Annotated in this window: 15 protein-coding genes; 14 read left to right on the top strand and 1 reads right to left on the bottom strand. The window is 69.5% G+C overall.

Annotated features, from left to right (window positions below; genetic code table 11):
• Positions 1–42 precede the first annotated feature (42 nt).
• Together GTZ93_RS36760 and GTZ93_RS43090 are read left to right on the top strand one after the other, a co-directional pair.
• On the top strand, positions 43–924 hold the full coding sequence (locus GTZ93_RS36760; RefSeq protein WP_139923054.1) for a bile acid:sodium symporter family protein: 882 nt from the start codon (positions 43–45) through the stop codon (positions 922–924).
• A 297-nt stretch (positions 925–1,221) separates the two neighbouring features.
• Positions 1,222–1,446, top strand: a complete 225-nt coding sequence (locus GTZ93_RS43090) for a cyclic nucleotide-binding domain-containing protein (protein WP_257979503.1) — start codon at positions 1,222–1,224, stop codon at positions 1,444–1,446.
• Here the strand turns inward: GTZ93_RS43090 and GTZ93_RS36750 are convergent.
• Positions 1,424–1,786, bottom strand: coding sequence for a DUF4386 domain-containing protein (locus GTZ93_RS36750; RefSeq protein ID WP_261778957.1), 363 nt, complete (start codon positions 1,784–1,786; stop codon positions 1,424–1,426). The two genes, GTZ93_RS43090 and GTZ93_RS36750, sit on opposite strands and share 23 nt — an antisense overlap.
• Positions 1,787–2,156: 370 nt before the next feature.
• Between GTZ93_RS36750 and GTZ93_RS36745 the strand changes: the two genes are divergently transcribed.
• From GTZ93_RS36745 to GTZ93_RS36690, 12 genes are read left to right on the top strand one after another with little or no spacing between them, the layout of a single operon-like run.
• The gene (locus GTZ93_RS36745; RefSeq protein WP_121717320.1) at positions 2,157–2,750 is read left to right on the top strand and encodes a Pvc16 family protein; all 594 of its coding nucleotides are present in this window, start codon (positions 2,157–2,159) and stop codon (positions 2,748–2,750) included.
• On the top strand, positions 2,747–3,592 hold the full coding sequence (locus GTZ93_RS36740) for a hypothetical protein (RefSeq protein ID WP_161663279.1): 846 nt from the start codon (positions 2,747–2,749) through the stop codon (positions 3,590–3,592). The genes GTZ93_RS36745 and GTZ93_RS36740 overlap by 4 nt, the downstream gene beginning before the upstream one ends.
• 9 nt (positions 3,593–3,601) lie before the next feature.
• Entirely contained in the window at positions 3,602–5,551 is a 1,950-nt protein-coding gene (locus GTZ93_RS36735; RefSeq protein WP_139923714.1) for a phage tail sheath family protein, read from the top strand.
• 20 nt (positions 5,552–5,571) lie between these two features.
• A complete protein-coding gene (locus GTZ93_RS36730) occupies positions 5,572–6,024 on the top strand; it encodes a phage tail protein (RefSeq protein WP_139923716.1) in 453 nt (150 codons plus the stop codon).
• Position 6,025: 1 nt separating this feature from the next.
• A complete protein-coding gene (locus GTZ93_RS36725; protein WP_161663278.1) occupies positions 6,026–8,866 on the top strand; it encodes a hypothetical protein in 2,841 nt (946 codons plus the stop codon).
• Positions 8,867–8,869: 3 nt separating this feature from the next.
• Entirely contained in the window at positions 8,870–9,355 is a 486-nt protein-coding gene (locus GTZ93_RS36720) for a phage tail protein (RefSeq protein ID WP_139921771.1), read from the top strand.
• A gap of 3 nt (positions 9,356–9,358) precedes the next feature.
• A complete protein-coding gene (locus GTZ93_RS36715; RefSeq protein ID WP_139921773.1) occupies positions 9,359–10,117 on the top strand; it encodes a CIS tube protein in 759 nt (252 codons plus the stop codon).
• Between the two features lie 14 nt (positions 10,118–10,131).
• Positions 10,132–10,305 carry a hypothetical protein gene (locus GTZ93_RS36710; protein WP_161663277.1) on the top strand — a complete coding sequence of 58 codons (174 nt, stop codon included), beginning with the start codon at positions 10,132–10,134 and terminating at the stop codon, positions 10,303–10,305.
• A 2-nt stretch (positions 10,306–10,307) separates the two neighbouring features.
• Positions 10,308–11,381: a phage late control D family protein gene (locus GTZ93_RS36705; RefSeq protein WP_139921775.1), complete on the top strand. Its 1,074-nt coding sequence runs from the start codon at positions 10,308–10,310 to the stop codon at positions 11,379–11,381.
• A gap of 9 nt (positions 11,382–11,390) precedes the next feature.
• Complete coding sequence (locus GTZ93_RS36700) at positions 11,391–12,107, top strand: phage baseplate assembly protein V (protein WP_139921777.1); 717 nt, start codon at positions 11,391–11,393, stop codon at positions 12,105–12,107.
• Positions 12,107–13,603 carry a hypothetical protein gene (locus tag GTZ93_RS36695; RefSeq protein ID WP_139921779.1) on the top strand — a complete coding sequence of 499 codons (1,497 nt, stop codon included), beginning with the start codon at positions 12,107–12,109 and terminating at the stop codon, positions 13,601–13,603. The genes GTZ93_RS36700 and GTZ93_RS36695 overlap by 1 nt, the downstream gene beginning before the upstream one ends.
• A 5-nt stretch (positions 13,604–13,608) precedes the next feature.
• On the top strand, positions 13,609–14,001 hold the full coding sequence (locus tag GTZ93_RS36690) for a GPW/gp25 family protein (RefSeq protein WP_139921781.1): 393 nt from the start codon (positions 13,609–13,611) through the stop codon (positions 13,999–14,001).
• The last annotated feature ends 1 nt before the right edge of the window (position 14,002 follow it).

Genomic DNA, 14,002 nt, shown 5'->3' with positions numbered 1-14,002 from the left:
GGAGCGCTTGCGGTTTCGTGCGGGCACAGTGACCTTCAAGGAATGAGGGTCGGGTTCCTTCAGGCGCTGTCGAGCATCGGGATCCTGGTGTTCTCCGTATGCACCATGCTCGCCGTCGGACTGAACCACACGCTCCGCGAGATATCTGCCCCGCTGCTCGATTCGCGTGGAGCCATCCGCGCGCTGGTGGCGAACTTCGTACTCGTCCCACTGCTCGCGTACGGCGTGGTGCAGGTGGTCCCCTTGGACAGCTCCCATGCCACCGGCTTCATGCTCATCGGCATGGCGGCGGGTGCTCTATTCCTCATGAGGCTCACCGCGGCTGCGGGCGGCAACATGCCGTTGAGCGCGTCACTGACGGTGCTCCTCATGCTGGCCACCGTCCTCTACATGCCCCTGGTGGTCCCGCGGGTGGTGCCGGACGTGAGGGTGCGTCCGGCGGCAATCGCGTTGCCGCTGCTGTGGACGATGATTCTTCCCCTGGGCGCGGGGCTCTACGTCCGGGCCCGGCACCAGACGCTGGCGGAACGGCTCCGGCCCTGGTTGGGCAAGCTCGCCATGGTGGCGTTGGCCGTGCTGGTCGCGGCAACCCTCGTGGCCAACTTCGGGGGCGTCGTGCACATCATCAGCACTGGCGCCATCCTCGCCCCGCTGATCCTGATTCCGGGCGCCTTCGGCATCGGCTGGGTCTTCGGCCGCGAGTACCGCGGAGGACACGTGGTGTTGGGGCTGGGCACCGGGCAACGCAACATCGCCGCGGCGATGGTGGTGGCCACCCAGGGGATGGGGGATCAGAACGCCGAAGTGATGGTCGTCGTCTCCTCGCTGGTCGGGTTCGCGGTCCTCTTCCCGATTGCGTGGCTCCTCGCGTGGCGAGGCCGGCGGCAGCGGCCGCTGCGGCACGGGGGCATGGTCCGCGCCTGAGCGATGGGCAGCTCCTGCGTGGCGTGCACGTGCGTTTTCGGGCCACGTCCGGCAGTCCGGTAGGATGCTGGGGCCATCACCGGTCGCGCGGTGCTCCCATGAAACACAGGCTCGTCGACTACTTCCGCCGCATCGCGCCTCTGTCGGACGAGGAAGCCGGGGCCATCCTGGACAGCATGGTGGTGACGGCCTGCCCGAAAGGCGCGCACCTGATCATGGCCGGCCAGGTCTGCACCGAGGCCTACTTCGTCCTCCAGGGCTGTGTCCGCCAGGACCTTCTGCATCTCCCGGAGGGTGATGCAGAAGGTCCTGGCGGAGCAGCAGGAGCGGTTCGCGTCCTATCTCACGGATACCCCGGAGCAGCGCTACCTCAAGCTCACGAGGACGCGGCCGGACCTCCTCCAGCGGATTCCCCAGTACCAGCTGGCCAGCTACATCGGCGTGAAGCCCGAGTCGCTGAGCCGGATCCGAAAGCGCATCGCCACGCACGGCAAGCCGGCTACGCCGCGACGGAAGGCGTGACCGTCCGGAACCCCCTGGTGATGAGCCAGCCACCGAGGAACAGCTCGAACAGGCCCCCGGGTCCGGAGAAGAAGATGCCCCACGGCAGCCCGAAGAGCTCGAGCACGGCCCCCAGCGCCAGGAATCCGTAGCCCACCGCGCCCACCAGCGGGAGCAACGCGGGAAGAAGCCGCGAGCGGTACAGCGACATGCAGAACGCCACGCTGCCGGCCCCCAGGTTCGAGTCGGCCTTGGAAGGAAGCCTCGGCAGCACCTTCACCTCGTGTCGTCCGTCTTGCGTGCGCCTGCCCGACGCTCGTGCTCGGAGCTCGGCGGGGGATGGCGGCTTCGGTTTCGGCATCGTTGGGTCCTCCTCGCTCAATTGAACGGGCGCAGAGAGAGAGGACGCAACTCCAGACGCCGGGTCGAGAACAGCGGCAGGTGACAGGCCCCCATCCAGTCGTGCGCATACTCCATGCACTGCGGCCGGGTGTCCCCTGCGTGCAGGATTGCTCGGCATCGATGCGCAGAAATCCTCGCGCCGTACCCGGCCCCATGAGTCCGCTGTCGCCCAGCACCTCCGCACTCCAGCCTGATACGCCCCGCCTCCACAGCGAGCGTACCTTGCGCCCTCGAATCAGGTGGGCCTTGCCGCCGCATCACACGGGTGCGCGCGGGACCAGGGTTCCAGATTTGACAAGCGTGAGCGGCGGCACTCTGGAGCCTTACAGGTGGCTACCTACGCGGCAATCCCAGCGATTGGTCAGTCCATCCTGGCTCTGCTCGAGCAATCTCGACCCAAGCCTGAGTTCGAGGGCGCGAAGTTCGACCTGTACCAGGCCGCCAACTTCAAGTCCCCCATGAAGGAGGGCGTCTCCCTTTTCCTCTACCGAATCGCTCCCAGCACCGTCCGGCGCAACCTGACAGGGCGTACGGACGCGAAGGGGCGGCGGACCCGGCGGCCGCTGCCGCTCGATCTCTACTACCTGCTCACGCCCTGGGCCCCCACCGCCACGAGACAGCACCTGCTGCTCGGCTGGTGCATGCGGACGCTGGAGGACACGCCCACCCTCAACTCCAGCTTCCTCAATGAGCATGGGCGGCCCGCGGCCGACACCTTCCTCCCGGACGAGACGGTGACGCTCGTCTACGAGCCGCTCTCCGTCCAGGACATGCTCAATGTCTGGGAGATCGGCAAGCCCGACATCCAGATCTCCGCGACGTACATCGCGCGCATGGTGGTGATCGAGTCCGCCATGACAGACACGGAGCTGCCCCTCATCCAGACTCGCGAGCTCGAGGTGAGGAGGCTCGAAGGCCCATGAGACCCTCCTCCCAGGTCATCGATCGCGTGACACGGACAGCTCCGCTGGGGGTGTGCTTCCGCGACGAGGTGTCAGGAGCAGTCGTAGGCGAGGGCCTGGCCGTGAGCGCCTACCCCCAGGGGCAGCCCTCCTCGCGCCGCTCCTCGGTGGTGAACCGCTCCGGCATCCATGTGCTCATGGACCTGCCCGGGCTGCGCGAGCTGGAGTTCGGCGCGGGAGATGCCGCCTGGTGGCAGGGATTGACCGGGCGCAAGCGCTACACCGTCGAGGTGAGGGACGAGCAGCACCGCTTCCTGCCTCTCTCCTTCCAGGTGGACCTGCCCCACCGGGGCCTCTTCCAGCTCGACCAGCGCCCCTTCGTACCGCTCTTCTCAGCGCCCGCGCGCCAGGTGGAGTCCACGCTGGCGGTGGTGCGCGCGGAGCTCTGGGACACCCAGGCCAAGGCTCCCGCGGCGTGGGCGTTGGTGCAGGCCACCCTCCCCGGCGGGCGGCAGGTGCGCGGCGTGGCGGACGAGGAGGGCCGGGTCGCCCTCTTCTTCCAGTACCCGGCCCCGGTGGATTCCCCCACCGGCCCCCCTCCGCCATCCGGCAGCCCGCCGTTGCTGGAGCAGCAGTGGACGCTGCGGCTGAGGGCCTTCCATGCCCACCGCGCGCCCGGGCCCGAGCTCCCGGACCTCCGCGACACCCTGCGCCAACTGGACAGCGCGCCAGCGCGGCTGTGGCCGAACCTCGACGGCCCCCAGGAGCTGCTCGAGCCCACCCTCCTCTACGGCCGCGAGCTCGTCGTGCGCACCGAAGGCGAGCCGCGCTCCCGCCTGCGGCTCACGGGTTCACCTCTCTAGGAAAGACCGATGCCTGAATATCTCGCGCCTGGCGTATTCGTTGAAGAGACCAGCTTCCGCTCCAAGTCCATTGAAGGCGTGAGCACGACCACCACCGGCTTCATTGGCCCCACCCGCTATGGGCCCGTGGACCTGGAGCCCGGCCTCATCACCAGCATGGTGGAGTTCGAGCGCGTCTACGGGAACCGCCAACAGCTCGGCTTCCTCAACGCGGGCACGCTTCACAACTACGTATGGCACGCGGTGCGCGCCTTCTTCGAGGAGGGCGGGAAGCGGCTCTACGTGAGCCGGGTGTTCCGGCAGAAGAGTTCCACCAAGGCCGAAGGCGAGGCCTATGCAGGCTTCAAGGCCGAAACCAAGCTCGTCGCCACCAACCCGTCCTATGACGACGGCCACGCGCGCGGGCTGCTGGCCGGCGAGGCAACGGACGCCAAGAAGCAGGTCGTCGTCCACGGCCGCTATCCGGGCTCGTCCGGCAACCTGCGCGTGCGCTTCACGCTGCGCACGGGGCAGAACGTGCTGTCCTTCGAGGACAGCAAGCCTCGCGTCAGCGCGCTGCAGGACCGCGACGTGGTGGTGCTGCGCGACTTCACCACCTCCGACGGCGGGACACCGGACCCGGGCGCCTTCTTCCAGGCGCGCTGGAACGAGCAGACGCAGGGCTGGGACCTGAAGTCCGACAAGGACACGGTCACGGCGCTGTCCAGCATCACCGATCCAGGCAACCAGCTGCGCATCATCACCGTGACGATGGCCGTCATCCCCACGGACGAGCCGGCGTCGTCCCAGGTGTGGGCCGGGCTGGCGCTGGACAAGGCGCACACGCGCGACGGTGCGGAGGACTCGTTGCATGCGCGCTTCGACGTCGACGCCGCGGACCTGGAGCGCAACCGGGACATCCCCATCGTCATCGCGCCGGGAAGCGACCTGGGAGACGGGCACCAGATGTTGACCGCGCTGCTGAAAGCCGACGCCACCGTCGCCGCGAAACTGAAGGAGCCAGACTCCACGGACTCCGAGCGCTCGGTGGAGGTGCTGCTGCAGGGTGGCAACGACGGCGAGCGGCCGAGCTCGGACGACTACAAGGGCGAGGAGATCGTCAACACCACGCGCAAGAACGGCCTCGTGCAGTTCGAGGACCTGGAGGACATCTCCATCGTGGCCGCGCCGGGATCGACGCTCGGTTACGACAAGAGCTATGGCCCTCAGTCGGCCGCCATCATCGGCCTGCTCATCTCCCACTGCCAGCGGATGAAGTACCGCATCGCGGTGCTCGACAGCGGCAACGGCCAGACGCTCGCCCAGGTGCGCGCGCAGCGGGCGAAGTTCGACTCCAGCCACGCGGCGCTCTACTACCCGTGGGTGAAGGTGCTGGACCCCGTCACGCGCCAGCCCATCTTCTTGCCCCCCAGCGGCTTCGTGGCCGGCATCTTCGCGCGCAATGACATCAACCGCGCCGTCTACAAGGCCCCCGCCAACGAGGTGGTGAACGGGGCGCTGGGCTTCGAGGTGAACCTGAACAAGTCGCAGCAGGAGGTCCTCAACCCCGAGGGCATCAACGCCTTCCGCTTCTTCGAGGGGCGTGGCTACCGGCTGTGGGGCGCTCGCACCATCAGCTCCGACCCCGAGTGGAAGTACGTCAACCTGCGCCGCTACTTCGCCTACCTGGAGCGCTCCATCGACAAGGGCACCCAGTGGGCGGTGTTCGAGCCGAACGGCGAGCAGCTCTGGGCCAACGTGCGGCGCACCATCGAGGACTTCCTGCTCAATGAATGGCAAACGGGCGCGCTGCTCGGGGACAAGCCAGAGAAGGCGTACTTCGTGAAGTGCGACCGCAGCACCATGACCCAGAACGACCTGGATAACGGTCGGTTGATCTGCCTCATCGGCGTGGCGCCGCTGCGCCCGGCCGAGTTCGTCATCTTCCGCATCGGCCAGTGGACCGGCGACCGGAAGTAGTCCCCTGGGAGGTTTGAGAAATGGCGATCCAACGAGAGCGTCCCTATGTGCAGTTCAACTTCCTGGTGGACCTGGGCACCGGCACGACAGACGGGGCAGACGCCGGCTTCCAGGAGATCTCCAACGTGGGCATGGAGGTCACCGTCGCGGAGTACCGCAACGGCAACGAGAAGGAGAACAGCGTCCGGAAGATCACCGGCCTGAACAAGGCCACGGACGTCACCATGAAGCGGGGCGTGATTGGCTCACTCACTCTCTACGTGTGGCTGAATCAGCTGCGCAACGGAGAGGCCAACGCGCTGCGCACCGTCACCATCCAGTTGCAGAACGAGGACCACACGGCGGTGGTGCAGACGTGGAAGCTCTTGCGCGCGCGGATCATCAAGCACGTGAGCGGCCCCTTCAACGCGAAGGGCACGGACGTGGCGATTGAAGAGCTGACCATCGCCTACGAGCGCCTGGAGATGGAGTGACGTGAGCCGCCCCGCCGCCAGACGCCTTCCGGGCATCCGCTTCGAAATCCAGGCGCCGCCCGTGACGGATGCGCTGCCACGGATGGACGTGGCTGCCTTCGTGGGCTTCGCCGCCTCCGGCCCGCTGCACGTGCCGGTGGTGGTGGAGGACGTGGCGGACTTCGAGGCGGTGTTCGGCGCGGCGCCCCTGCTGGCCTGGGACGCAGCGCGGGGCGAGCCGGTCCACGCGCACCTGGCCTCCGCGGTGCGGGCCTTCTTCCGCAACGGCGGCCGGCGGTGCTGGGTGGTGCGCGTGGCCGGCCCGGAGGCGCTTGCCAACAGCTTCCCCGTGCCAGGACTGCTGCGCCGCTCGGCCCGTGGGGAGTTGTCCCCCGCGCTGGCGCGGGCCCGCTCGGAGGGGAGCTGGTCGGACGCCGTCCAGGTGGCGGCCAGCATCACCGTCGAGCCCCTGGAGCTCCTCGAGCGGCCCACCCTCGATGGTCAGGGGGTGTTGACCGTCACGGCCCCTGGGGGTGTGGCCGTGGGCGACCTCCTGCGCGTCCACTTCGGAGGCACCGGCGTCATGCTGCTCCTCGCGGTGGAGACCGTGGAGATGCCGGGCCGGGCTCCCACGGGCACCCCTGTCAGCCTGGCGCTTCCACTGGTGACGGCCCGCGTGAGGACACGCCTTTTCCAGTGGCTGCAGGAGGGCGTGGGACTCGCTCCGGACACCTCCGCTGTGTCGTGGACGCGCGGAGAAGGGGACACGGTGTCCATTCCCGTCACCCACGTGGCGGACCCGGGCAAGGACGTCTCCCCCCGCCTCCTTACGCTCACCCTGAAGGTGGCCCCCGAGCAGGCGCCACCGCCCGGCGCGGTGTTGCGGGTGCAGTCTGGTGGCTCCGAGTGCTGGCTGCCGGTGCAGGCGGTGGAGGAGGAGCTGCAACCCGGGCTGGGTACAGGGAGCACCGTGAAGGTGTCCGGCCTTGCATCCCAGGTGCTGCTCTCGCCACCGGCGGTATCCTCGGCTCCAGCCCGGTGTGAGCGGCTGACGCTGAGCCTGTGGACCCGGCAGGGCGCGCAGAAGCCAGCGGGGCTGGAGCAGCTCGGCTTCTGCCCCCCGCACCCGCGCCACTGGGGCGCGCTGCCCATGGACGCGGAGCGCGCCCGGTGGGAGGACTCGCAGCTCGCCCCCTCCCGGCGCCCCGAGGAACGGCTGCCCCAGGACTGGCGCCAGGGTGTGCCCGAAGCCCGCTTCCCTCTCGCGGGGCCCGCATCCGGGAAGGAGGGCTTCTCCTCCCGACCGGAGCTGGCGGGACAACCCCTGGACTGGAAGGGGGACTTCTCCTTCCCGCTGGGGTTGACGGACCAGCCCACGGCGTACGTGGGCTGCACGCCGCCCGCGGGTGATGCGCTCGAGCGGGATGGGCTGAGCACGTTCAGCGCGGAGCTGTTCCTGGACGAGGGCTTGAAGGGCCTGGGCCCCGAGACGCTCCTGGACGAGGCGGGCTGGCTGCACGACCTGAGCAGCAAGCCACGGGCGCTCCGGGGCATCCACGCGGTGCTGGACCGGGACGAGGTCAGCCTGGTGGCGGTGCCAGACGCGGCACACCGGCCCTGGGAGCGCGTCCCCGGCCCGGACGCTTCGTCCCCCGCACCGGCGGCCCCTCTGAAGGAGCCAGCCTGGGGCACCTTCCTCGGCTGCGCCCTCCAGCCCCTGCCCGCCCCCGCCCCCCTGGTGGCCAGGCCCACCCACCCCGCGGCCGAGCAGGTCTTCACCCTGAGCTGGGCGCAGGTGCCCGGGACGGACGTGACCTATGTGCTGGAGGAGGCCACCCGGCGGGACTTCGTCGATGCCTGGGAGGCGTACCGGGGCCGGGACATCCAACGCACCATCTATGGCCTCCCCGCCGGCATCCGCTACTACCGCGTGCACGCCGAACAAGCCGGTGCCGCCGGTCCGCCGGCGACGGGCGTGGCCGTCACCGTGACGCCCCCCGTGAGCTGGCGGCTGAAGTCCTCGTTCTCGGCCGGGCCGCTGCTCGCGGTGCACCGGGCCCTGCTGCGCATGGCGTGCGCGCGCGGGGATCTGCTGGCCGTGCTGGCCCTCCCCGAGCACTACCTCGAGGACGATGCGCTGGCGCACGCGGTGCAGCTCCAGTCCCCGCTGGCCAGGGCCACCGAGGGCGTCCAGGCGCTGGGCTTCGCGGAGGAGCACGCCCTGAGCTACGGCGCCCTCTATCACCCGTGGCTCCTCGTCTCAGAGGAAGGCCAGCCCCCGCCGCCGCGCCGCATGCCTCCGGACGGGACGGCGTGCGGCGTGCTGGCACGGCGAGCGATGGAGCGCGGAGCGTGGGTGGCCCCGGCCAACGAGCCCTGGCGCGGCGTGGTGGCGCTCACGCCGCCGCTCGCCCGGGAGCGGTGGTTGGACCTCCAGGAGGCCCGGGTGAACGTGGTGCGCCAGGAGCCTCGGGCCTTCCTCACCCTGTCCGCGGACACGCTCGCGCTGGAGCCGGGGGTGCAACCCATCTCCGTGCGGCGGCTGCTCTCCCTGCTGCGGCGGGCGGTGCTCCGGCTGGGAGCGGATTATGTCTTCGAGCCCAACGAGCCCAGCTTCCACCGGCGGGTGCAGCGCGGCTTCGAGGCGCTGCTCGGAGAGCTCTTCACCCGGGGCGCCTTCGCCGGGAAGACGCGCGAGGGCGCCTTCCAGGTGGTGACGGGGGACGCGCTCAACACGCCCGCCCAGATGGATCAGGGCCGCTTCTTCGTGGACATCAAGGTGGCACCGTCCACGCCCCTCACCTTCCTGAACGTGCGGCTCGTCCAGAGCGGTGAGCACGGGCTCGTCACGGAGGCACGCTAGGCCATGTCCACTCCCCAGGACGAGACCACCATCGCCCCGTTCACCGCGTTCGCCTTCGCGGTGGAGATCGACATCCGGGACGTCAGCCAGAAGGCGTGCAGCGCCGCCTTCTCCGAATGCGACGGCCTGGAGATGACGATGGACGTGAAGACGATTCGCGAGGGCGGCAACAACGGCCGGCAGATCCGCCTCACGGGTCCGCTCGGCTTCGGGCAGCTCACGCTCAAGCGGGGGATGACCGCCAGCTTCGACCTGTGGGACTGGTTCGAGGCCGTGCAGCTGCGGCCCCGGCTGCGCGCCAACGCAGAGGTGGTGGTGTTCGCTCCGGGGCCGGGGCAGGTGGAGCGCGCGCGCTTCATCCTGTCGCGCTGCCTGCCGGTGAAGCTCAAGGCGCCGGCCCTCAATGCCAAGGATGGGGCGGTGGCCATCGAGGAGTTGCAGCTCGCCTACGAGTCGCTCACCCGCAAGCGCATTCCCGGAGGTGTCTGAGCCATGCCCGAGCCCACTCCCCTGGCCAAGGCCGAGCTGCGCCAGCTCAACGCCAAATTCACGGAGGAAATCGAGCGCGGCACCTGGACCCAGGTGCAGTTCAATCCGGAGACGCTGAAGGTCAGCTTCGCCAATCAGGTGCCCACGCCCTCCGGCACCGGAGACCAGCGCGGCACGCCGGGCCGGCAGTACGTGGGCGCCGGCACCACCAAGCTCGCCGTCCAGCTCTGGTTCGATGTCACCCATCCGGAGCACGTCGACGCGAAGCTGGATGACGTCCGCAAGCTGACCCAGAAGGTCGCCTTCTTCATCACCCCCAAGAAGGAGGGGGAGGACTTCATTCCTCCCGCCGTCCGCTTCCTCTGGGGCACCTTCGAGTTCGACGGCGTCATGGAGTCGTTGGAGGAGTCGCTCGAGTTCTTCTCCCCCGAGGGAAAGCCGCTCCGGGCGAGCGTGTCCTTCACCCTCACGCAGCAGAAGGTCACCGTCTTCTCCTTCCGTGCCGTCAAGGGCACTCCCGGGAGTGCCCGGACGCCGAGCGGCATGCCTCCGGGCACCGTGCCGATGGTCCAGGCGGCCGCCGGCGCCACGCTGCAGGGCCTGGCGTCCGCGGAGGGCGATGGCGCGGACTGGCGCGCCATCGCCAGCGCCAACGGCATCGAGAACCCGCGGCTGCTCCAGCCAGGGTTGCTCCTCGACCTGAAGGCGGGAGTGGGACTGGGAACCGGGGCGCAGGCGGGCTTCACCTTCAATGAAGGCTGACCGAGGAGCGGACCATGGCCGTCGTCATCAATGACTTCGAAGTCGTCCCCGAAACAGCCCCCGTGCCACGGCCCTCCGCCCAGCCCGAGCCCGGCGGCACGCCCCCTTCCGCGCCCGAAAAGGCAGCGGAGTTCGCCCTTCTCTTCCACCGCGAGTTGGAGCGCCAGCGCCGCGTGCGCGTGTACTAGCCATGGCCGACGGTACCGACTCCAGCCAACTCAAGACGTCCCGCCCCACCTTCCATGTGGATGGACAGGCGCAACCCACGCTCACGGGCGGGTTGCTCCTGCTCCGCATCGCGGAGAACACCCAGGGCCTGTACCGGTGCGAGGCGACGTTCGGCAACTGGGGTCCCTCCGGGGGCGGCACCGGCTTCCTCTACTTCGATCGGCGGATGCTCGACTTCGGCAAGCCCTTCCAGGTGCGGCTTGGCCAGGCGGTGCTCTTCGACGGCCGCATCACCGCGCTCGAGGCCCGCTTCCCCGAAGCCAGTCCCCCGGAGCTGACGGTGCTCGCCGAGGACCGGCTGCAAGAGCTGCGGATGACCCGGCGGACCCAGACGTACGAGGGCCTCAGCGACGCGGCCGTCATCGAGGAGGTGGCCCGCCGGCATAGTCTCACCGCGCAGGTGGACGTGAGGGGCCCCACCTACAAGGTGCTCGCCCAGGTGAACCAGAGCGACCTGGCCTTCCTGCGCGAGCGGTGCCGGACGCTCGACGCGGAGCTGTGGGTGGAAGGCTCCACCCTGCATGCGCAGACGCACGAGAAGCGCGCGGGCACGCCGCTCGTGCTGGGCTACCACAATGAGCTGCGCGAGTTCAGCGTCCTCGCGGATCTGGCCGGGCAGCGCAGCGAAGTGATGGTGGGCGGCTGGGACGTGCGGGGAAAGGAAGCGCTGAAGCACGTGGCCACGGACTCGGTGCTCGGCGCCGAGTTGGACGGCGGACTCAGCGGTGCGAGCGTCCTCGGCTCCGCCCTGGGCGAGCGCAAGGAGGTGCTCGTCCACACCGTTCCCCTCAACAGTGACGAGGCCCGTGCCCGCGCGGAGACCTTCTTCCGGCTCTCCGCACGGCGCTTCCTGGTGGGCCGGGGCATCGCGGAGCCCAACCCCCGGCTGCGGGCCGGAGCGCGCGTGGAGCTGCGAGGGCTGGGGCAGCTCTTCAGCGGCAAGTACTACCTGACGGACGTGACGGTGAGCTTCGACGGCACGCGCGGCCTGCGCACCGAGTTCGTGGGCGAGCGTCCGGGGCTGGGCAAGGAATAGGGGGCCGGCATGTACGACAGGACAGCCTTCGAGGCCATCATTGATGAGCGGGTGCCGGAGGGGCTCGGCGGGCGCTTCTACGGCCTCTATCCGGCCCTCGTCAGCGACGTGAAGGACCCGGACAACCAGGGCCGCGTGAAGGTGACGCTCCCCTGGGCCCCGGACTCCGGCGGCGCGCGCTACGAGGCCTGGGCCCGGCTGGCCACCCTCATGGGCGGCAACAACCGCGGCACCTGGTTCGTCCCGGACTTCAACGACGAGGTCCTGGTGGGCTTCGAGGCCGGCGACCCCCGCCGCCCCTTCGTGGTGGGCGCACTCTGGAATGGAGGAGATCGCCCACCGGAGAGCATGGATGGCGCCGGGAAGAACGCGCGCAAGGTCATCTGCTCACGCAACGGGGTGAAGCTCACCCTCGACGATACGGACGGCCAGGAGACGCTCATCCTGGAGACGCCCGCCGGCCAGAAGGTGACGCTCAAGGACGGGCCCGCCTCCATCGAGGCCCAGGACGCCAACGGCAACTCCCTGAAGATGGAGGCCAGCGGCATCACCCTCACCAGTTCGGGGAAGGTGACGGTGACGGCGAGCACGGCGGAGCTCTCCGTCAGCATGCTCACGGTGAACGCCGGCATGTCGAAGTTCAGCGGCGTGGTGCAGGCGGACACCGTCATCACCAACAGCGTGGTCAGCACCTCGTATACGCCCGGCGCGGGGAACATCTGGTGATGGCCGGGCTCCTTCCCCATCAGGTCCAGTGGGTGACCGCCTCGCCGCTGTGGAGCACGGCGAGCAGTGAGCCTCCGCGGATGCGGGCGCCCCAGCTCCTGTGCTTCGAGTCGGACCGCTTCATGGAGGAGCTCGCCACCCGGCTGCAGGCGCTCCCCGGGCCGGATCTCTCCGCGCTCGTGCCCAGCCCCGGGGGCGACGTGGCCCAGCCACTCAAGCTCTTCCAACCGGCGCACGGGCGCTTCTACCTGGTGTCGGCGAGCCTCGTCTGCCGGCTGGCCGGACTGCCCGACCATGTCGTCGATGCCACGCGGAGCGAGCGCATCGCCTTCGTGCTCCGCCGCATCGACCCGAGTGGCGCCGAGCAGGCCTGGGTTCCCGATCCCCAGGACGCCACGAGGCAGCGGCACCTCTGGGTCTCCCGCTCCCGCGGGGCGGAGAAGCAGCTCGCCACGGACGAGGAGCTCTTCCCCATGTTCCCGGTGAACTTCACCGTTGAAGGCCGCCGCCGTCGGCTGCTGGCGGGCTTCGTTCCCACATCGAGCCACGAGACCTTTCAGTCCGCGGGCTCCTTCGCCCCCGCGGATGCCGAGGGCAACCCGCTGGAGCGCCGGGCCCTGGAGCAGGTGGTGGAGCCCTACGCGTTCCTCCAGGCCATCCCCAGCACCCAGGCCGAGACGGAGCCGGAGCAGGACGCGTCACGCTTCCTCTTGCTGGACCTGGCCACCTTCCTCCAGGAGACCCTCCCTTCGCTCTGGGCCGCGCTCGACACGGGCGTCCCACCGCCGGGCGCCTCGCCCGCGAGGGCGCTCTACGACACGCTGGCGAGCCACCGCGCAGGCAGCAACTCCGCGCCCACCTGGCGCGAGGCGCTGAGCACCGCATGGAAGGAGCGCGAGCCCATCTCCTCCGGCCAGCGAGGATCGCTCGGCACCAACCTGCGCTTCAGCACCCTTCCGGCCGCCACGCTGCGGACGCAGCTCGCCCAGGCGCTGGCGGCGAGTCCCCGCGCCCCCACCCAGCCCTCCGGAGAGGTGGCCAGGCTGGAGCGGCCCGGAGAGAGCCGGTACGTCATCCGCTGCGTCTACCAGCGGCCACGCTGCGGGGCCCTCCAGCCGCCCGTCATCAGTGAGCCCACGGTGAGCTTCACCCTCGCGGCCTTCTTCGAGCCGGATGCTCCCGCCCGGCCGGTGCAGATCACCCTGCCCGTGGACACCAGCATCGCCGGGCTGCGCAAGTTCAAGAAGAACGTCAGCTTCGTCCTGTCCGCGAAGCTGCGCAGGCAGATGTCTCGCGTGGGCGAGCTGAAGGCTGTGATGGACAAGAAGCTCCCCGAGGAAACCCCCATCGAACTCGGGGAGATCTGCTCGTTCTCCATCCCGATCATCACGCTCTGCGCCTTCATGCTCCTGATGATCTTCATCAGCCTCCTCAACATCGTCTTCTGGTGGATGCCCTTCCTGAAGCGCTGCCTGCCCACGGTGAAAGCGACGTGAACGCCATGGATACCGGAAAGCTGCTGGGGCGAGGCATCAGCTTCCCCCCGAGGGTCGGGCCCGACGGCCGCATGCAATGGTCCGAGGGCGAGCGCAACGTGCGCGAGTCCATCCAGGTCATCCTCACGACGGAGCGGCGCGAGCGCCTCTTTTCGCCCGAGTTCGGCGGGAGCCTCGGCCAGTTCCTCTTCGAGCCGAACACCGCCACCACGCGTCACCGCATCGCCGAGCGCATCACCCGCGAGCTGGCCCAATGGGAGCCCCGCATCACGGTGGAGTCCGTCATCGTCGACGAGGACCCGGCCGACTCCCGCACCGCCACCGCCACCATCACCTACCGGCTCGTCGCCACCCAGGCGCGTGAGCGGGTCAGCCTGACCGTGACGCTCGTCGGATGAG

Source organism: Corallococcus exiguus (genome assembly GCF_009909105.1).
GTDB classification, from domain to species: Bacteria; Myxococcota; Myxococcia; order Myxococcales; family Myxococcaceae; genus Corallococcus; species Corallococcus exiguus.
The sequence above is the reverse complement of the archived record's forward strand: the minus strand, read 5'-3'. Positions and strand labels throughout refer to the sequence as shown.

What these genes read in the sequence shown, in the direction of transcription:
- GTZ93_RS36730 (WP_139923716.1), top strand. Translation starts at nt 5,572, where the DNA reads ATGGCGATCCAACGAGAGCGTCCCTATGTGCAGTTCAACTTCCTGGTG.
- GTZ93_RS36760 (WP_139923054.1), top strand. Translation starts at nt 43, where the DNA reads ATGAGGGTCGGGTTCCTTCAGGCGCTGTCGAGCATCGGGATCCTGGTG.
- GTZ93_RS36695 (WP_139921779.1), top strand. Translation starts at nt 12,107, where the DNA reads ATGGCCGGGCTCCTTCCCCATCAGGTCCAGTGGGTGACCGCCTCGCCG.
- GTZ93_RS36720 (WP_139921771.1), top strand. Translation starts at nt 8,870, where the DNA reads ATGTCCACTCCCCAGGACGAGACCACCATCGCCCCGTTCACCGCGTTC.
- GTZ93_RS36690 (WP_139921781.1), top strand. Translation starts at nt 13,609, where the DNA reads ATGGATACCGGAAAGCTGCTGGGGCGAGGCATCAGCTTCCCCCCGAGG.
- GTZ93_RS36750 (WP_261778957.1), bottom strand. Translation starts at nt 1,786, where the DNA reads ATGCCGAAACCGAAGCCGCCATCCCCCGCCGAGCTCCGAGCACGAGCG.
- GTZ93_RS36710 (WP_161663277.1), top strand. Translation starts at nt 10,132, where the DNA reads ATGGCCGTCGTCATCAATGACTTCGAAGTCGTCCCCGAAACAGCCCCC.
- GTZ93_RS36705 (WP_139921775.1), top strand. Translation starts at nt 10,308, where the DNA reads ATGGCCGACGGTACCGACTCCAGCCAACTCAAGACGTCCCGCCCCACC.
- GTZ93_RS36715 (WP_139921773.1), top strand. Translation starts at nt 9,359, where the DNA reads ATGCCCGAGCCCACTCCCCTGGCCAAGGCCGAGCTGCGCCAGCTCAAC.
- GTZ93_RS36735 (WP_139923714.1), top strand. Translation starts at nt 3,602, where the DNA reads ATGCCTGAATATCTCGCGCCTGGCGTATTCGTTGAAGAGACCAGCTTC.
- GTZ93_RS36700 (WP_139921777.1), top strand. Translation starts at nt 11,391, where the DNA reads ATGTACGACAGGACAGCCTTCGAGGCCATCATTGATGAGCGGGTGCCG.
- GTZ93_RS36740 (WP_161663279.1), top strand. Translation starts at nt 2,747, where the DNA reads ATGAGACCCTCCTCCCAGGTCATCGATCGCGTGACACGGACAGCTCCG.
- GTZ93_RS43090 (WP_257979503.1), top strand. Translation starts at nt 1,222, where the DNA reads ATGCAGAAGGTCCTGGCGGAGCAGCAGGAGCGGTTCGCGTCCTATCTC.